Origin of the sequence: Microcoleus sp. F10-B2 (assembly GCF_036704965.1) — a bacterium.
Classification (GTDB): domain Bacteria; phylum Cyanobacteriota; class Cyanobacteriia; order Cyanobacteriales; family Microcoleaceae; genus Microcoleus.
The window spans coordinates 1-17,608 of the sequence record NZ_JAUBTB010000117.1 but is presented as its reverse complement, the minus strand read 5'-3'; the positions used below and the strand labels follow the sequence as shown (position 1 = coordinate 17,608).

16 protein-coding genes are annotated in these 17,608 nt (G+C 46.9%); 8 read left to right on the top strand and 8 right to left on the bottom strand.

Features of this window, described 5'->3' with window-relative positions:
- The first annotated feature begins 176 nt into the window (after positions 1-176).
- A complete protein-coding gene (locus tag QUA99_RS28985; protein WP_333243782.1) occupies positions 177-893 on the top strand; it encodes a Uma2 family endonuclease in 717 nt (238 codons plus the stop codon).
- 59 nt (positions 894-952) lie between these two features.
- Here QUA99_RS28985 and QUA99_RS28980 read toward each other — a convergent pair whose 3' ends face one another.
- The 3 genes from QUA99_RS28980 to QUA99_RS28970 are packed head-to-tail and all read right to left on the bottom strand — an operon-like array spanning position 953 to position 5,159.
- Complete coding sequence (locus QUA99_RS28980) at positions 953-2,416, bottom strand: DUF1802 family protein (protein ID WP_333243785.1); 1,464 nt, start codon at positions 2,414-2,416, stop codon at positions 953-955.
- A 42-nt stretch (positions 2,417-2,458) separates the two neighbouring features.
- Complete coding sequence (locus tag QUA99_RS28975; RefSeq protein WP_333243788.1) at positions 2,459-4,390, bottom strand: P-loop NTPase fold protein; 1,932 nt, start codon at positions 4,388-4,390, stop codon at positions 2,459-2,461.
- Between the two features lie 40 nt (positions 4,391-4,430).
- Positions 4,431-5,159 carry a hypothetical protein gene (locus QUA99_RS28970; RefSeq protein ID WP_333243791.1) on the bottom strand — a complete coding sequence of 243 codons (729 nt, stop codon included), beginning with the start codon at positions 5,157-5,159 and terminating at the stop codon, positions 4,431-4,433.
- Between the two features lie 380 nt (positions 5,160-5,539).
- Here QUA99_RS28970 and QUA99_RS28965 point away from each other — a divergent pair, with 380 nt between their 5' ends.
- Positions 5,540-6,052, top strand: a complete 513-nt coding sequence (locus QUA99_RS28965) for a rhodanese-like domain-containing protein (protein ID WP_333243794.1) — start codon at positions 5,540-5,542, stop codon at positions 6,050-6,052.
- Positions 6,053-6,422: 370 nt separating this feature from the next.
- Here the strand turns inward: QUA99_RS28965 and QUA99_RS28960 are convergent, their stop codons facing one another.
- The 5 genes from QUA99_RS28960 to QUA99_RS28940 form a co-directional block, all read right to left on the bottom strand.
- Complete coding sequence (locus QUA99_RS28960) at positions 6,423-6,848, bottom strand: NUDIX domain-containing protein (RefSeq protein ID WP_333243797.1); 426 nt, start codon at positions 6,846-6,848, stop codon at positions 6,423-6,425.
- An 87-nt stretch (positions 6,849-6,935) separates the two neighbouring features.
- On the bottom strand, positions 6,936-7,682 hold the full coding sequence (locus QUA99_RS28955) for a peptidase (RefSeq protein ID WP_333243800.1): 747 nt from the start codon (positions 7,680-7,682) through the stop codon (positions 6,936-6,938).
- Positions 7,683-7,828: 146 nt separating this feature from the next.
- Complete coding sequence (gene secG / locus QUA99_RS28950) at positions 7,829-8,068, bottom strand: preprotein translocase subunit SecG (protein WP_332957461.1); 240 nt, start codon at positions 8,066-8,068, stop codon at positions 7,829-7,831.
- Between the two features lie 474 nt (positions 8,069-8,542).
- Positions 8,543-10,141, bottom strand: a complete 1,599-nt coding sequence (gene gpmI / locus QUA99_RS28945) for a 2,3-bisphosphoglycerate-independent phosphoglycerate mutase (protein ID WP_333243804.1) — start codon at positions 10,139-10,141, stop codon at positions 8,543-8,545.
- Between the two features lie 570 nt (positions 10,142-10,711).
- Positions 10,712-11,410 (bottom strand): retropepsin-like aspartic protease, encoded by a 699-nt coding sequence (locus QUA99_RS28940; protein WP_333243806.1) that lies wholly within the window; start codon positions 11,408-11,410, stop codon positions 10,712-10,714.
- Positions 11,411-11,413: 3 nt separating this feature from the next.
- Between QUA99_RS28940 and QUA99_RS28935 the strand changes: the two genes are divergently transcribed.
- The 6 genes from QUA99_RS28935 (at position 11,414) to cax (ending at position 17,396) form a co-directional block, all read left to right on the top strand.
- Positions 11,414-11,644: a hypothetical protein gene (locus tag QUA99_RS28935; protein WP_333243809.1), complete on the top strand. Its 231-nt coding sequence runs from the start codon at positions 11,414-11,416 to the stop codon at positions 11,642-11,644.
- A complete protein-coding gene (locus tag QUA99_RS28930) occupies positions 11,637-13,157 on the top strand; it encodes a hypothetical protein (RefSeq protein WP_333243811.1) in 1,521 nt (506 codons plus the stop codon). The genes QUA99_RS28935 and QUA99_RS28930 overlap by 8 nt, the downstream gene beginning before the upstream one ends.
- Before the next feature lie 44 nt (positions 13,158-13,201).
- Positions 13,202-13,942 (top strand): MORN motif-containing protein, encoded by a 741-nt coding sequence (locus QUA99_RS28925; protein WP_333243814.1) that lies wholly within the window; start codon positions 13,202-13,204, stop codon positions 13,940-13,942.
- Positions 13,943-13,990: 48 nt separating this feature from the next.
- Entirely contained in the window at positions 13,991-14,614 is a 624-nt protein-coding gene (locus QUA99_RS28920) for a DUF6391 domain-containing protein (RefSeq protein ID WP_333243817.1), read from the top strand.
- A gap of 1,003 nt (positions 14,615-15,617) precedes the next feature.
- Positions 15,618-16,076, top strand: coding sequence for a hypothetical protein (locus tag QUA99_RS28915; protein ID WP_333243820.1), 459 nt, complete (start codon positions 15,618-15,620; stop codon positions 16,074-16,076).
- 219 nt (positions 16,077-16,295) lie between these two features.
- A complete protein-coding gene (cax, locus tag QUA99_RS28910) occupies positions 16,296-17,396 on the top strand; it encodes a calcium/proton exchanger (RefSeq protein ID WP_333243824.1) in 1,101 nt (366 codons plus the stop codon).
- Positions 17,397-17,608 lie beyond the last annotated feature (212 nt).

The following is a 17,608-nucleotide window of genomic DNA, read 5'->3' as shown; positions in this document are numbered from 1 at the left end:
CCGCCCTTTTTTGGACGGGCGGGACGCCCATCCCACCATAACAATTAAAATTGTAAGTTATTTAATTCGCGATCCTTGATTGTCAATAAGGGCGATCGAGCTTTTCGTACTCAATGCCTTGAGTGTTAAAATCAAAATTGAGTATAATAGAAAACTATCGAAATAGGTAAAAATATATGTCTCAATCTGTTGTGCCAGCAGTCGAAGAAAAACAGCTCGATACTTCGCCCACCTTAACTTTTGAAGAATACCGATTTTATCAAGGAGAATCTGATGTAAAATATGAACTGTACAAAGGCAAATTAATCCCGATGCCAACAGCAACAGTTTTACACATCAAAATTTGCGAATATTTAGTTTACCAATTGCAGCGTTACCTAGCTGAACACAATCTCGACTTAGTAGTAAAAACAGGTCTGGGAGTGAGAACAGATGAAGATAAATCTCGGATTCCCGATGTAGTTGTCTGCACTCAAAGTCTTTTGGAACAAGCTGCTGCTAGACCCGGTGCAGGTATCCTCGAATTTGATGAAAAGCCGCTGTTAGTGGTAGAAGTAGTCAGCGAAAATCGCCGCGAAGATTACGTGATTAAACGCGGAGAGTACGAATTAGCTAATGTGCCGGAATATTGCATTGTTGACCCTAAAATGGGCAAGCAAAAGATTCGGCTTTTTGCATTAATTGAAGGTGAAGATGGTTACACGTATACAGATTTCTTGCCTGGTGAAGAAATGGAATCTGTAGTATTTCCCAATCTGAGATTATCAGTCAATGAAATTTTAGATCCGCCATTGGTGGAAGGGTTAATTAAGGCAGAACAAGCTCAATTGCAGAAAGCTGAAAGGTTGGCGGCGAGATTGCGAGAATTGGGCGTAGATCCTGATGCTGTGTAGGAAATTGGATAAAGTACGCGCGCCGAAGCTATCCCGTAGGGAATCGCCCTTGTTTAGTCTCAATCATCTAGCGGCAAATCGCGCAGGAAATAAAAGCGATCGCGCCATAAATTATCTCCTTTAATTCGCCCTAAGTAACCCGTCAATGGCGAGGAAAGTTCTATTAAAATTTCGTGCATTTCTTCAAGCTTCAATGGCTGAGGTGGATTGGGATTAGCATAATATGCCCCATGAAGAGTCTCAACTCCAGCATTTTCAACACCTGTGATTTCTAGACGATTTTTTAGGATTTTGATGAGTTGTGATCGCACTTTAAGCTTTTCCCGCACCTCGTCAATATAGCGATTAACCTTAGCATCGGCTTCCTCACCAAACGGCTGTTGTTCCAAACAAGGTTTTAACTGTAATAAATCGATCGAACCTGGTTGCTTAGCTTTCAGTTCAACCAGCTTTTGCAATGTTTCCGGGCGGATTACGTTCATTTGGTTTCCGATAGCAGTTTGTTTAGCGTGTTTATTTAGCTGACCAGCCGCCATAATTATCTTAATACAGCAGTTGTATTGTTCCTGAAGATGCTTATGTCCTAACTTGATAAGTTGCGCTGGCGTTCCATCAGCTACGGTTTCACTTTTGGTAGCTTTGCATTCTCCCACTACCTGATAGGGAGTTTCACAGTAGAAATCTAATCCGCCAGCACCGCCTGTTAATTCTGGATTGAGGCTAGCTTCTGGTTTATTGTTAGAATTGGCAAATCCTAGCTTGATAAAACTTTTGCGGACTAACTTTTCAAATGTATTACCATCGCTAGAATTTCCGATTTGTGCGATCGTTTTGATCCAATCTAAATCAGGATCTGGTTTTGCTGCTGGTAATTTTTCCGACCAACCTAGAAATATTTTGATTTCTGCGTCTAGTTGTTTGGCTTTTGGGTTGGTGGTGGATAAATGCACTAATGCACTTTGCAACTCTTCCAATTCTGGATGTTCTGGCGGCTCTAGTTTTTCCAGCTTTTGACGGCGTTTAGCAAAGATAGTATCGCTCAACACAGGCGTTGAATCAGTAACAGTTAGGGATTTTGGCAAAGGTACAAAATTGCCGCTGGGATGCACTGGCATTTCCAGCGGCTGAGGTAGCAGATAAACGCGAAGATGAGCTACAAAAATAAAAGGACGCTGCTGGAGAATTTGCTGTAATGCCTCTGTTTTCCAGACTGTTAACAGCGACAAAGCCTCTAATGATTCAGGATCGTTCACCATTTGGCACAATTCGCACCTAGCCCAAGCTTTGATCGAAACTTTATCTGCATTTAACTGAGCAAGTGCCTTTTGAGCAACGGGTAAAAAATGCGATCGATAAGAGCGATCGCAAGGCAGATTACCTGAAATAATACCAGGATAAAGTGCATATTGTTCTCCCGGATTAAACATTCGCCAAACTAGGGCTGCGATAGTTCGCCCTTGGATTAAACCCGTTACATCTGGGGCCGGCAAACGGATAGCCCTGTCAAGGTTGACTAGCGACATGAGAGTATTTGTGCCAATATGAAGTGAATAGTTTTTGCAGTCTTAATTAAACTCAGTGAGCAAATTGTCAATCGCCTCATCTGTTTCTTCTTCTTCTGATAAATCAGAAAACATAAATTGTTCTGCAGTTACAGGTTCATCTTCAATCATATCGACCGGAACCTCATAAGAGGGATCGCTAAGAATCTCTTTAATTAACGGGTTGCTAACTCCCAGCATTTTATCGGCACCTTTCTGGGCAATAAATTGGAAAATTTCCTCTTCACTCACCCTATAGTCTACTTCCCGCTTCTTATGAACAGTCCGAATAGCTATCAGCGGTCTGATTTCCTCTTCTTTCAGTGGCACAAATTCACCGCCTTTTTGTCTAATTAGCGGTTCAAGATAGGTTGTCTCTAGGTATGTACTAATTTTTTTGGTGGTGGAACGAACCAAGCAACCGCGAGTCATACCAAAGGTTTCATAGTCATTTAATCTTTTTAATCCAGCGCCCAAGGCTTTGCCACCAGCATACTGAAGCACTGCCACTCCGATACTGATATCTTTGCCGTTTTCCTTCCCAATAACCTTAAAATTGATGTAATCATTTTTGCCTCCTTTTCGCGTGACTTTCTCTGTAACTTGTTCAACGCTTACCCTTTCCACTATTTGGCCAATCAAGGTCTGGAAGCCGAATAAAAGAGCATCAGCAAGCAGGTAGGTCTGTTCTAAATAATCTCCAAGGTCTTCATCTAACTCTTTGGTGAAAGCAATTTCAACTGGATCTAAAAGTTCTTTTTCCTTTGACTCTTCCCTATCAGTCAGAATAGGAGGATGACAGTTATCTTGACACCATTTCAAAACCTGTCGGATAGTTTCTCTTCCCTCACCAATCTCGCTGAGTTGGCTTTCTGTAAATGGATACACAGGAGTAGGAGGAACTAAATTTCGCAGTTCGTAATACTTTTTTAACCAACAAACAACTAAATCAATAATAGATTCCCGATTCATGTACTTTAAGTCAATTGGATTTCCATGAGTCGAAACCTTATTGTACACCCCACCGGGTAGCTGCTTAATTTTATTGCTCCATGAATCGGGCATCATGACGCTCAGAATCACACCGCGACTGAGATTTTGCAATAAATCTTTGATGAGTCCAGCAACGATTTGGCTGATATACAAACCGCTAATATCATCGTATGCCTCACTCGCGTCTAACTCATCAAAACAAATGACAAGTTGGTTATACTCGCTAATCAAATCTAACATTTGCAAAACTGCATCAAAAGATTGTCGCTGGCTGGGTAATTCCAGTTCATTGGATTTGTAGTTAGCTAATTCTTGACCTTCTAACCATTTTATTGCATAAAGTGATTCCTCATCTGATAGGGTCCAAAATATTGCTTTGACAATATCAGGGTCGCTAACTTTTTTAGCTTTTATAAATGCTTTTGTCAGATCTTTCACCCATTTATTGACTTGCTTTGAACTGCCTTTTTCAAATTTCTTTACTAACTCTTGAGAAGAAAAAACTTTAGCTTCTGCTTTAGCAGCTTTTAAGCTATGATTAACCATTGCTGTAGCTAGTTCTTGCCACTGTGTCACGCCTTGCCAGCCAATCTTTCCCAAACTTTCAGCTAAAATTCGCTGAAATCCTTGCTTGATTAGTCGCAGATCGCCATATTTGTTGGCGTACACAAACAATCCTCCGCCTTGAGATTGCAATCGATGGCGAATGCGACTAATAATGTGGGTTTTACCTGTTCCATCTTGAGCTGTTATAGCAATAGAAGTTGTTGAGTATTGACGTTTATTAATGCACTCTAATGCTTGAAATACTGCATCAGAAGCATGGGAATTTATAGATTCAACATCAAAGAATTCTTTGCCCCAAACATCACCAGCATTAAGATAAGGATGTTTAGCAAATGGGTTTAGATCGAGCAGAGCAGCATGAATTTCTTCAAGTGAGGAAACAGGAGAGTTAGTCATGGTAATGTGTGTGAGGTAAAGAACTAAAAAAGTATTGAAGTCAATTTGCGGAACTTGTGCGTTTGGCGTAGTAGCGCATTCCGCCAAGTTTAGTCTTGATAGAATCTTCTGTCTTATCGAGTGTGATGTCTGTCATTTCACCACCTATAAGCTGAAAAATGTCATTAGCCTGCATTTCCAACAGCCACTCATTGAACTCCGATCGCCCTACCCTTTCCCCGATCGCCCGCCGCATCCGATAAATTGGCACTAAATCATCTAAGTTATAATCGCGGTTCAAGCTGTCATACACATCGAGCGCCACAGCCTTAAAATCGTCATAGGATGCGATCGTCCCTACATCCGCCTTCCCCTTCTCAACAGCAACACTTGCCGCACCATCCTGATGCCGAATCCACTTCAACAAAGAATTTCCCAGCCGAGTACCAATTTGAGAACCATCAAACTCAAACAAAGAATCCCGACTTTTGAGCCCCTGCGCTAAAACTTCTTTCCCTTTCGCTGTCAATTCCACCAGCGTCACCCGATTTACCAGCGAATACTCGATCGCCCCAGTCGCCTGCAACTCGGCGAGAACTTCCAGATATCTCTGACTCGTCTCATTAGTCCGCACAATTCGCTTAGTCAAATCCCCCTTTTTCACCTTCATCTTCCCGCCGCTCAAATCCCACAAATTCAGCAGCACGCGAACTTTCGCCTTCGCATCCCAAACCGCTTGCTGTTCAGGTGTCAAAGTTTGAGACACCGCAATTTCATCTTTCTCTGACATATCCAGACCTTTAAATACTTGTTCTTACTATCAAATTTTATCAGAAATCTTGCTGACAAACATCTCAACTTTTCTGCAAAATCCCCGGCGACGCTGGACACAACTCATGCAAATTTTATTTGAGAATAATTCTGATTGACTAAAATGTAATTTTTTGATAAAATACGCGGATAAAACCAGCGATCGCAGTTCAAATTCTCCGCAAGAAATGCGATCGAAACAATTTTAAGCACAGCCCGCTACCTCCTAGCAACCTCAACAAATATAGCGCTCTCAACCGCAGCTAACAACCAGCAAACCAGCGCAACTGCGACTTTAGTTCAATGCTCGATTCTGCCTTTAGAAAGACGAATTCAACTTAGGCATCTTGTTACATTGCAATGGCAATCAAAACATCCAACAACAGTTTACCCATGAAAACTATTCCCGACCAAATTTCTAACATCAAAGAAAAACTTCCCGACGTTACTCCGACCCCTCCCGGTTTAAAAGCTCAAGCCTCTAGCCACGACCTCAAAGCGCGTTTAGATTGGGGCGAACCCGGACTCACAATCATCGACGCCCGCGATTTTGAAACCTTCGCCAAAAGCCACATTACCGGCGCGGTACCGATGCCAATAGACGAATTAGTCGATCGAGCACAATCGAGTTTAGAACCCATCCGCGATATCTACATCTACGGCGAAAACGACGAACAAACCGCCGAAGCTGCCAATCTTCTCCGCGCAGCAGGCTTTAGAAAAGTAGCCGAACTAAAAGGCGGAATTCCAGCTTGGAAAGCCATCGACGGACCCATCGACGGCGCAGTCGAACATGACAATCCCGGCCCCGATGCCTATAACGTTTTCTCTCGCTTGCAACACCATGCCCAAGCCCAGAAAACCAACAAATAATGTCACATAATACCTAGATACCCGACTTCTTCAAGAAGTCGGATATCTAATATAATTTCCGGTAGCATCGGAATGATATCGAGGACACGGCAGTGCCATTTCCCTACCCGATCAGTTGTAGGGACACGTCACTGCCGTGTCCTGATTGTGGGTAATATTAATTGCGATGCTACCGGAATTGATCTAACAGAACAATTTGTTTGTAATAAGGACTTCACTCCTCTCTTAAAGCTTGTAGTTACTAAGGACTAAAATTCTGACTACAAATTTAATTACAGCAAATTTCACGTTTATGAAGTACACCGTCTATCGTTCGATCCCCGTAGGAACACGGCATTGTCCTGTCCCTACTTATAGCATCCAATACTGATTAATTCTCTTTCCTGCCATCCAAATATGCCTTAACTTCCCCAAACATTTGGCGATTTGCATCAAAAGTAATCCGCTTAACAGCTTCCTCAAAAGAAAGCCAAGCAGAATTTTGAACTTCCTCCACTTGCAAAACAACTTCCATCGACTTTACAAAACCTAAAAAATAAGTCACAGTCTTTTCAATCGGCTCCCCATCCTTAACAAAAGAATAGTGTTCCGTAAAACTCGGCTCATCCAGCATTTCAAAATCCGATATACCAGTTTCCTCCAGAAATTCCCGCCTTGCCGTTTCAGCAGGAGATTCCCCCGGGTTCGCGTGACCTTTCGGAAACGCCCAATGTCCAGCTTGATGTTGAATCAACAAAAACAAAGCATCAGCTTCCTTTCCAAAAATCGGCACAATCCCAAAACATTCATCTTTCATTTTCCTGATATTTCCTATTAACTATTATGTTTTTTAAGTCCGCGTAAGCGAACTTAAATTTGTGTAGATGTGTGTGTAGATGTGAGTTCAATCGCCGAGTCTCTGAAATTCCCACCCTAACCGAGTCTGCTGTTCGTAAACTCGCTTCAAAGTATTAACATCTCTCGCTGAAATAGGCGGAGGATTTCTCACCTGAGAAAAATAAAGCACATCAGTTTCCATCAAACTGTGACCCCAAATTCCCAAAGCGTGACCCAACTCGTGCCGCGCCGTCGCGGGAACGTACTTGCCGACTTGATTCGGATTCAAATAAACCGAAAACCGATGAGATAACACAGTTTTATCCCCATCCCGACGGGCGTACAATTCATAGGTAGCCTCTCCAGAGCGCGATCGCAAAACCCCTTGACGCAAAGGCGGAGCCCGACGTAAAATCCTAATATCAGCCACCTCCGAACTATCTACCACTTCCAAAGGCAAATAAACCCCCCATTCCCGGACAACATCCAACACAGCCGCCACCCATTCTTCAGACTTATTAGCATCAACTGGACGCTCAACATAAACCTGAATCGGAAACTTAGACCACAACAAATGACCGAAATTAGGTGGCTTAACCTGGTCAAAATAATCACCGCTATCCGTGGAATCTTGCCAATTCGCCAGCGTTGGCGGCAAAGGGTGAACCTGTGGATGCGGCAAACTATTCGGGAGAGAAGAAAGACTCGCGGCCGGAGTATTAACCTGAGTAAAAATTATCAGGCTAAAACAACATAAAGCCAATCCCAAACCAGCCAGCAATCGAGGTTTTAATGTCACTTTCCCCAACCGCATTTTTCTGACTGCACTTAAATTTCATCTTTAGGGCGGGCTAGAAGCCCACCCCACAATATTTATTTATGTGGCACGGGCGTCTCGCCCGTGAGCTAATGTGGCACGGGCGTCTCGCCCGTCAGCTAATGCGGTTAAAAATCCTAATCTTATAACTTAGGTGTCAACCAACCAGCACTCAAAATCACAGTCAAACCCATAAAAACAATAGACAGACCCCAAGTAATCCGGTTCAGACTCGTTTCTGCACTCTTGGCGCTGGTAAACAATTGAGCTTGTCCGCCAATCCCTCCAATGCCATCGCCTTTAGGACTGTGCAGCAATACAAAAACCACAAGTCCTAAAGCAGACAAAGACCAGATAACTTGTAACACAGAAACAATATTCATAATCTGGGGTAATTGGTAATTAGTAATCGGTAATCAATCATCATATCAAATCCAGTCGATCGCACACAATTTATGCAGAGACACTGCAAGAGCCCATGGGCGTCAACTTAACGTCAAACCCGCAGTCCGGCAGGGAATGAATTCCCTGCCTCAAAGCCAAAGTCCTCGCTATGAGGACTGAAAAGAAGAATTTTTGGTACTGCTGAATCCAAGTATGATTTTGCCTGATGGGGTAATTCTAAGTGCTTACGCTGTCAGCGGTGGGGCAACCACGGGGGGATTGCCCCTACAAATTTCATACCCCAATTCAGCAACGCCGAATTTTTAAACTCATTAGTCCTCTTGAGAGGACTTTCGCTATTAGACAGGGAATTCATTCCCTGGCGGACTACCGGATGGGCGGGAGGACTGGGCGGATGACAGCTTAAGTTGACACCAATGCACGGCGCCTTTGTCCCTAATCCTGCGTCCCTACTACAATCGAACTCGCACCGGAGTGCGATTGGCACGAACTTCAAACTCAGCCGATCGTATCATAGAGCGTCCCGTCATCTCCGGGGGCTGAGGCAACCTCAACAGCTCCAGAATCGTCGGCGCAATATCCGCCAAACAACCGTCCGCCCTCAGAGGAACATCCGTTCCGTGACCCGGAATCTTCAGACCTTCGCCTTCCACCAGAATAAACGGAACCGGGTTAGTAGTGTGAGCCGTCCAAGGATTCCCGTCCTCGTCGAACATCAGCTCAGCATTGCCGTGGTCAGCAATAATAATTGCCGTACCTCCAGCTTTGCTAATCGCCGCCAACAGCCGCCCCAAACATTTATCCACAGTTTCGATCGCAATTATCGTCGCATCCATCATCCCCGTATGACCGACCATATCCGGGTTAGCGTAATTAATCACCACAAACGAATAAATGCCTTTTCCCAAAGCCGTCACCGCCCCATCCGTCACCTCGGCGGCCGACATCTGGGGTGCCTCATCGTAAGTCGCCACCATCGGACTCTGCACCAACTCCCGGTCTTCCCCTGCAAAAGGCTCTTCCAGACCCCCATTAAAAAAATAAGTCACATGAGCGTACTTTTCAGTTTCCGCCGTCCGCAACTGCAGCAAACCGTGCTTAGAAATCACCTCGCCCAGAATATTGTTCAAATTCTGCGGTTCAAAAGCCACCATTACTGACAGTTTCGGGTCGTACTGAGTAAAAGTGGCAAACGCCAAGGGCTCAATTAACTGCCGTTCAAACCCCTTAAAATCCGGTGCCACAAAAGCCTGAGTCAATTCTCTCGCCCTGTCCGGGCGAAAATTAAAGAAAATTACCCCATCCCCCGATGCCACCGCCCCCGGAGAAATCCGAGTCGGAACTGCAAACTCGTCGGTCACTCCTTCAGCATAAGATGCCCGCAACACATCAACAGCCGATCGACCGTCAGGCGCAACCTCAGTCGTCATCACCTCGTAAGCGCGCTGCACCCGATCCCAGCGCTTGTCCCTATCCATCGCGTAGTAGCGGCCGCTGATGGTCGCAATCCGACCGACCCCTACCTTTTCTATATAACTTTCAATCTTTGCTAAAGCTTCTACGCCCTCTTTCGGAGTAGTATCGCGGCCGTCTGTAATCGCGTGAATGCAAACCTCAGAAATTCCCTGTGCCTTTGCTAGCTGCAGCAAACCCAAAATGTGACTCAGATGCGAGTGAACCCCGCCCTCGGAACAAAGACCTGTCAGGTGCAACTTGCCGCCCCGAAGGCGCACTTTCTCGCAAAGCTGAACCAGCGCCCGGTTGTCGAGCAAAGAACCGTCTTCGACGGCATCCGAGATCCGCACCAACTCTTGAGGAACCACGCGGCCCGCGCCCAGATTCAAATGACCGACCTCTGAGTTGCCCATTTGCCCGTCAGGAAGCCCTACCGCCCGGCCGGATGTGTGAATCAGAGTTCTGGGATAAGCGGCCCAGAGACTGTCCATCACGGGTGTTTTTGCAGCGGCGATCGCATTTCCGTCTTGTTCTTCACGATAACCCCAGCCGTCTAGAATAATCAGCACTACAGGAGATAAAGACGTTTGTGCCATGCAAATACCTTATTTACAATAATTAATTTCTCGATCGTCATGATTTCCGATTTTGCGGAACATCTGTCGCTAATCAGTAGTTTACAGATTTTGTAGGCTCCGGCTGAACAAAGCCAACCAAAATTCCCTCAGCCACAGCATTTTGGGAACTAATTTCGAGGGGCTTTGCAAATTGTTTAATTGATTGCCTTGCCTTGTAATGTGAATCCTTATCGGAGACTTTTACCGATCTCACCAACAGCCACCGTGATTTGGCGGCCGCATTTTCACGAATTGTTCAACGGATCGGTGGCTCTGGAAACACTATAAACAATACCATACTTGCCTGCGTTTTGCTACCGCCTCAAGAAATAAATTAAACAGCTTTGACAAGCGAATTTCAAAGGTGGTACCCGCCACGCGATCGATCAGTGGGATCGATCCCAAATCGAAAATCCTCAAGAAAGAGCATTTATCTCGCGCAAGTCAATCTCAAATCTCAAATCTCAAATCTCAAATCGATTGACTCGGCGGCGAATAACTTTACAGCAGAGGATTTGAGCGAAAATCGGTTTCTGACTCGGCTCACTTTTAGCGGACATAAAATTCTACAACATCTTTTTTAATTTTGACATCGTAATTTCCAAAGAAATCGTGACCGAGCAGACCAATTGCCATTTGTTTGGCGATCGCCACTTCGACATTTTGGATCGCAGCACCCCCAACCCGAATCGATCGCACCAGGCCGATCGGGAACTCGACAATGCTACCGTCAGCGATCCCCGCTCTCTGGGTGCGCACTGGCATCACTCCCAGTGCAGTAGCCATCCGCTGAGTAATCAAAGTGCCGCTCGCCCCGGTATCGACAATCATCTCAAAAGTCTTGTTGCCGTTAAATACCACGTCAATCACCGGCGTCCCGCCAGCGCGGCGCTTGATTTTAGCTTGAAATACCTTTTGATTCGCCGGTGGTTGGGCACCGGAATTTGACGGGCCCCTGCGAAACTGAGAGTACAAATTGCCACTTGCTGCTCCCGATCCTGCTGTTAAAGTGCGATCGATCTGCTGGGAACTCACATCGGACACCAATGTCATCACCTTGGTTTGAGGCAGCAAGCTCACCTGAAAGCCTGGGTTTTTCGTCAACAACCCCGGTTTCTGAGGTATTTTTGAGAATGCGGCCCGTGCATGAGAATGTACCTCGCGGCCCCCTACCGAGCCAACAGCAGCCAAAACGGCCGCAGAAACAATGCCCGATCGCCAAATCCGCTTGAGAATCACTTTTGCCATGATATGAATGCCTTGATTGATTCAAGATCTCGAACCACCACCATTGATATCCTAACCGGCTCCCGAAAACCGATCGCCCGCTCCAACATCAAATCATCAGGAAAACTTGGCAATTTAAAAGCGATCGCATACCATCAAACACAGGTAAACTTAAAAGCGGCAAATGGCAGCAACTGCACTTGCCATTTGGATCACTTAAAAGTCAGGCGTTTGGGGGCGATCGGCAATGCGTAAACTTTTATATTTGGCAACTATAGGAATGCTGGCTTTCTCGATCGGGGGATGCGGCGACGGGGGCGGCAACACGGCCAGTCCCACTCCTAGTCCTACTCTCAGTCCCGGTGCAGCATCTCCGTCACCTGCCGCCAACCCTCCTGGAACTCCCGGCGCAGCCAGTCCCACCCCAGCAGCTCAGGCATTCCCCTCCCCTGTAGTTGCGGCCCAGCCCCCCGGGTTGCTCCGACCCACAAACCCCGACGAACGCGCAAGACAAGCTCAAGCAGACATCCAGTCCAAAAAGACAGTACCGGACTTAAACGGCACGGCAATTCCACAGACCCCCATCCCCGGCCAAGCAAACGATCCATTCTCAATCCTTCCCCCTCAACCGCTCAGAACAGACGGCGGCGTACAGGGCAACGAGATCCCCAAGCTGCCAGTCCGACAAGTGCCAAATTTGCCCAAGCTGCCAGACGAGAGAAACCCGCCTCAGTGGACGCCAGCACAGCGCCCAAGCGCAGCGGGCGGCGGCGCAATTGCCCAACTTCCCCAAACCCAAAGCCCCGTAGAGGTGTCCAGTCTTCCCAACCTGCCGTTAACCCCCATACCCCAATGGAGAGCGCCAATTTCAACACGCCCCCAAACAGCCCCCGGACGCCCCGGTGCTAGTAGACCGGGACGCCCCGGCGCTAGTAGACCGGGACGCCCGGGAGTTACACCAGCAGGCTCCCCAGACATAGCAGGCTCTCCTGCATCTATACCTGGACTGCCCTCCCTACCGGGCTTCCCAAGAGGCACCACCGGACGGCAGCCAGCAGGCCCCGGACGCCCGGGAGCTAGACCGGCAGGCTCCCCAGATATAGCAGCAGCTCCCGCATCATCTATACCCGGACTACCATCTATACCGGCATTCCCAAGAGGCACAACCGCACGCCCCCAAACTGCCCCGGGACGCCCGGGAACTCCGGGACAACCGGGAACTCCGGGACAACCGGGAGCACCGGGACGCCCGGGAACTCCGGGACGCCCGGGAACTCCGGGACGCCCGGGAGCACCGGGACAACCGGGAGCACCGGGACAACCGGGAGCACCGGGACGATCCCCAACGATCGCGGCTCGCCCTCCGGGCCCTCCCACAATTCCCAACATCGCCACCAGAGAACTGCCAGGTCTACCCAAGCTGCCAGAATTAACGCCGCCGCCCTCCTGGCAAGACCCCAACCCGCCACCGCCCCCACAGACTCCGCCAGCCCCACCGCCTCCGCCTTCGACAGACAATGCCAAAGGAGTTGAAGTTAGTGGCGTAGTCAGAGTTGGTAATGACATACTGGTAATTGTGAAAGCACCTAACGAGCCAACCAGTCGATATATCAAAGTAGGACAGCGAATTGCCAGCGGGCAGGTGCTGATCAAACGGGTTGATTTCCTATCAGGAGCAGATCCGGTTGTGATTTTAGAAGAAAACGGTGTAGAGGTGTCTAAAAGTGTGGGAGAAAAATCTCCCCGAGTTGCCCAAAACCCAGTTTAATGAAAAATTTACCTTAATCCTTGGAACGAAAATTGAGAACAGTCATGCTTCGCTCAATTCAAAAACTCGGAATGCTGATGTTGGTGAGTTCGGGGGCAGGATACCTCTCCCTGCTAGCCAACAGTCAGCCGTCATTGGCCCAGACGCCAAACTCCGCCCAAAACCGCCCTCCCGTTTGCGAAGGCTCTCCCCCCAACGGTCGAGTCAAGTGCAACTACGAGAATGGCGACAATTATGAAGGAAATTTCGTTAACGGCCGACCTCAGGGACAAGGAATATACGTCTACTCCAAGGGCGATCGCTATGAAGGACAGTTTCGCAACGGCGTGCCCAACGGTCAAGGCGTATTCCTGTTCGCTAACGATGACCGTATGGTGGGAGAGTTCCGCAACGGTCTGATCGTTAGGGGAGAAGCTATTTTTGCCAATGGCGATCGCTACCGGGGAACATTTGAAATTGTTCAACAAGTGGGCGGCGGGGCTGCTAGCAGTCAGCCTCACGGCCAAGGGCAATTTATTTTTGCTAGCGGCGATCGCTACGCCGGACAGTTTTTCGCAGGCAACCCGTTTGGTCGGGGAGTGTTCACCCGCGGTGACGGCACGCGCTGCGACGGTCAGTTTTTCAACGAACAGCTAGACGGCAAAGGTAGCTGCAGCTTCCCAAACGGCGTTCGCTACCAAGGCGAATTGCGCAAGGGACTGCCTCACGGTAGAGGAGTAATTACAGATGCTAAAGGCAGACGGTTTTCCGGAGAGTTTCGCGCAGGCAAGCGCGTTCAACCGTGAATCTAGCCTCGAAAATTTAACATCTGACATCAGTGGAGGCGTTTTGAGATGACGACAAATGCTGCTTCTAGTTCTTGGCACGCCAGCCAATTTCCCTTCGACTTTGCCCCGCAGCGGACTCAAGATGCTGATTTGTTGCGACAACTCGATTTTGTGCCCGGTTTGAAGGAAGTCTTGACTTTGCGCCAAGTTCATGCTCTGGAACACGCTACTGTTTGGGTACTCAGTCAATCTGGCTCTGCGGCGGCAGCAAGAGCCGATAATGAGCTATTGGGCGGGATGTCCACAGACCAAGGATTTTATCTTTACGGCCGCGTTAACCTTGCACAGTTGCGTCAGGCAGTGCGCGAGGCTTTGCAGCGAATTGCCAGCGGAGAGTGGGATTTAGCTGTACATCCCCGCTGCGGTACAAATTTGTCGGTGGCAATGCTGCTGACGGCTGGACTTGCTGTTGGCATCAATTTAGCTCTGCCTCGGGGGCCGATTCTGCAACTTTTAGGTTTGGGTGCAGCGGCGGCGGCGGCGGCTCAGTTAGCTCCTGATGTGGGATCTCTGGCTCAGCGGTACGTCACAACTGCTATTCCGTTTAATTTGAGTATTGTTGATATTTCTGTAAGTCACGACTTCTGGGGACGCGAAGCTCATTTTGTTCGGGTGCGTTGGGTTGAATAGCTGTTGCGGGAGGGGGAAAGTGGGAGAGTCGGAGAGGTGGGAAGCTGGGAAAATCTTCTTTCTTCCCTCAACATCGATCCGTTAAATCCGTTAAATCCCGTCAGTCTTAGAGGCATGAGACAAAAAAAAATCGGTTTCTGGTTGTCAAGTTCGATCGTATATAGCAATCCTAAATCATTTGCATAATTATTGTAGGGGCAATCCCACGCCCGGTTGCCCGATAGATAGGGGGTAGGCAAAGAAAGGCACTACCCTACAAATTTATCTGAATCATTTAGGATTGCTATATCACCAAATTACGTGAATCAACCGGGTTTTGCCTCCGGGACAGTCTAGTAGATTGCTTCCTTGCCCAACTTCCTTGCGCCTTATTCCTTTGCTGAAACCGAGCTTGTTCTTCTTTAATCAACCCTTCAACTAATGGCAGAGACAGTATTTCATTCACTGATAATGTCAGATGGGGGAATACTCATAACTCAAGATTGTGTTCGGCTAGATAACCCTGCAATTTTTCAAATAAATAATAGCAATTTTTTATATATAAAACTGTTGTTGTTGGCAGGGTTATTAATTTGCTTTTATAAAGTTTGTATTTTATATCAACTCCGGTAGCATCGGAATTAATATTACCCACAGTCAGGACACTGCTAGTGCTCCGTGTCGCTACAATTAATCGCGGTAGGGAGACGGCAGTGCCGTCTCCTCAGTATCCTTCCGATGCAACCGGAAACGATATTACATGAGAATCCCTTTGATAAAATCGGTACTATTCAAAAGTTAATTGGGGGGACTTATCAACTTGCTTTTCTTCAATAATCGACCATACAGACTGAGACATATATTTGCCCTATCTTTATAAATTCCTCTTATATTCACTTTCCATCTTCACAGTAAATGTCTCAGTATGAAAAGCTCGGATTTACTTCCTAGGCGACTTGTCAGAACATCGCAGGAGCAGGTAAAATCGCTTATTAGAATTTTTAGCTCCAAAGTCAATAAAAAAATGTGCAAATTAGCGATCGATAAAACCTGGGTGGCAAGTCTACTGGCTGTCAGCTTAGCCGTAGCAGGCAACAGCTTTTTGCCTTTGACCGAGTATGCGAGTTTTGCTGGCGAAATAGCCCAAACTAACGAACCAGAAAGAGCTCCTGACGGCAAGATGGTTCCCCTCAATGGCAAAGTCAATGTTTTATTAACTAATAAAACCAACGATCGACTATTTTATCAGGTAGTTGGACAGACTAACCGCCGGAGTTTAGCGGAAAATTCAACAGTCGCGCTGCCAGCATTGACACTACCCGCCTCAATTGTATTTAGGCGACAAGATGGCGCATTCTTGAAACCCAATTTGAAACCTGGTGTCGAAGGAACAGTAGAGGTAAGATTAGACGAGACAAATGATTTAGATTTGAATAAAACATCTTTAAGGATTCAGAATGACGGCGCAATTTTTCTCAGATAGACAACAGTCAGTCGAGTTGAGATTTGAGATTTGAGATTGACTCCACGGCCGCTAGCTGGGGCTAGAATTTTTGTCTAAACCGCGATTGCTCTCCACAACTTAAGTCCGGGGTTGGTATGCGTATTTGGGTGAGTCAAATGATCGTTTAATCATGTAAAATCAACTTGACGATCGCCCGGGCAACTAGACCTCACTGTTCCATACACCATCCGAGTTCTTATGTCAATCAAAAAGATTCTTTCCATAGCGCTATTAATTTTCATCCCCATTTCCATCGCCGCTGAGTATTTGCACTGGGGTTCCCTGGCAGTTTTCATCACATCCGCTTTAGGGATTATACCTCTGGCGATTTGGTTGAGCACAGCAACAGAAGAAGTGGCGATCGTTACAGGCCCCTCCATAGGCGGCTTATTAAATGCAGTTTTCGGGAACGCTACGGAATTAATTATTGCCATAGTTGCCCTGAAAGCCGGCTTAATTGACATTGTGAAAGCCAGCATAACCGGCACAATAATCAGCAACTTGCTTTTAGTGATGGGATTTTCCATGCTGCTAGGAGGAATCCGCTACAAAGAACAAGAATTTAAGCCAATTATCGCGCGGGTGAACGGTTCCACCATGACTTTAGCAGTGATTGCAATTCTGCTGCCGACAATGGTAATTTACACCTCCAATGGAGTCGAACCCTCTGCCATTCAGAATCTTTCCTTAATAACTGCGATCGTCCTAATTGCAGTTTACGCTCTAACTCTCCTATTTTCATTAAAAACTCACAGCTATCTTTACGAAGTCGGCTTACTAGAACTAGAGTCAGAAAATCCTCAAAATACAAAAGAGGAATCTACTACGCACAAACCTAATTTGTGGCTGTGGATAGGGGTGCTAGTTGCTTCAACTGTTGCCGTTGCTTTTGAATCAGAAATTTTCGTTGGTGTTGTGGAAGAAACTACCAAAGGATTGGGATTGACGCCGCTGTTTACAGGGGTAATTCTGTTGCCGATTGTTGGTGGCGCAGCCGAATATGTAACTGCGGTGGGAGTTGCGATGAAAAACAATATGGATTTGTCAGTTTCTGTCGCGATGGGTTCTAGCTTGCTAGTTGCTTTGCTGGTAGCGCCGGTGTTGGTAATTATCGGATTAGTGATTCATCAGCCGATGGATTTAAACTTCAATCCGTTTGAAGTAGTTGCAGTTGCCATCGCAGTGACAATTGCCAACCTAATCAGTATCGACGGGCGCTCTAATTGGCTTGAAGGAGTGCTGCTTTTAGCAACATATACAGTGTTAGGAGCGGCATTTTACTTTCACCCCATTACTTGAAGCATTCTTCAGAACAGGCATCTTGCCTGTTCCACAAAAACTGAATTTTATTAACTGGTTCCCAAGAAGAGTCTGGTAACGAGTAATACCCGTAAAGTGCATTGCGCCGAAAGCGCAACGCACTTTACTGCTAAGGAATGAGAATTAAATAACTTACAATTTATTGTTCTTGTGGGATGGGCGTCCCGCCCGTCCTTTCTGGACGGGCGGGA

Excerpts from the sequence above, each read along its gene's own strand:
- QUA99_RS28930 (WP_333243811.1), top strand. The coding sequence starts at position 11,637 with ATGCGTAAACTTTTATATTTGGCAACTATAGGAATGCTGGCTTTCTCG.
- QUA99_RS28965 (WP_333243794.1), top strand. The coding sequence starts at position 5,540 with ATGGCAATCAAAACATCCAACAACAGTTTACCCATGAAAACTATTCCC.
- QUA99_RS28980 (WP_333243785.1), bottom strand. The coding sequence starts at position 2,416 with ATGTCGCTAGTCAACCTTGACAGGGCTATCCGTTTGCCGGCCCCAGAT.
- QUA99_RS28935 (WP_333243809.1), top strand. The coding sequence starts at position 11,414 with ATGAATGCCTTGATTGATTCAAGATCTCGAACCACCACCATTGATATC.
- cax (WP_333243824.1), top strand. The coding sequence starts at position 16,296 with ATGTCAATCAAAAAGATTCTTTCCATAGCGCTATTAATTTTCATCCCC.
- secG (WP_332957461.1), bottom strand. The coding sequence starts at position 8,068 with ATGAATATTGTTTCTGTGTTACAAGTTATCTGGTCTTTGTCTGCTTTA.
- gpmI (WP_333243804.1), bottom strand. The coding sequence starts at position 10,141 with ATGGCACAAACGTCTTTATCTCCTGTAGTGCTGATTATTCTAGACGGC.
- QUA99_RS28925 (WP_333243814.1), top strand. The coding sequence starts at position 13,202 with ATGCTTCGCTCAATTCAAAAACTCGGAATGCTGATGTTGGTGAGTTCG.
- QUA99_RS28955 (WP_333243800.1), bottom strand. The coding sequence starts at position 7,682 with ATGCGGTTGGGGAAAGTGACATTAAAACCTCGATTGCTGGCTGGTTTG.
- QUA99_RS28915 (WP_333243820.1), top strand. The coding sequence starts at position 15,618 with ATGTGCAAATTAGCGATCGATAAAACCTGGGTGGCAAGTCTACTGGCT.
- QUA99_RS28975 (WP_333243788.1), bottom strand. The coding sequence starts at position 4,390 with ATGACTAACTCTCCTGTTTCCTCACTTGAAGAAATTCATGCTGCTCTG.
- QUA99_RS28970 (WP_333243791.1), bottom strand. The coding sequence starts at position 5,159 with ATGTCAGAGAAAGATGAAATTGCGGTGTCTCAAACTTTGACACCTGAA.
- QUA99_RS28920 (WP_333243817.1), top strand. The coding sequence starts at position 13,991 with ATGACGACAAATGCTGCTTCTAGTTCTTGGCACGCCAGCCAATTTCCC.
- QUA99_RS28960 (WP_333243797.1), bottom strand. The coding sequence starts at position 6,848 with ATGAAAGATGAATGTTTTGGGATTGTGCCGATTTTTGGAAAGGAAGCT.
- QUA99_RS28985 (WP_333243782.1), top strand. The coding sequence starts at position 177 with ATGTCTCAATCTGTTGTGCCAGCAGTCGAAGAAAAACAGCTCGATACT.
- QUA99_RS28940 (WP_333243806.1), bottom strand. The coding sequence starts at position 11,410 with ATGGCAAAAGTGATTCTCAAGCGGATTTGGCGATCGGGCATTGTTTCT.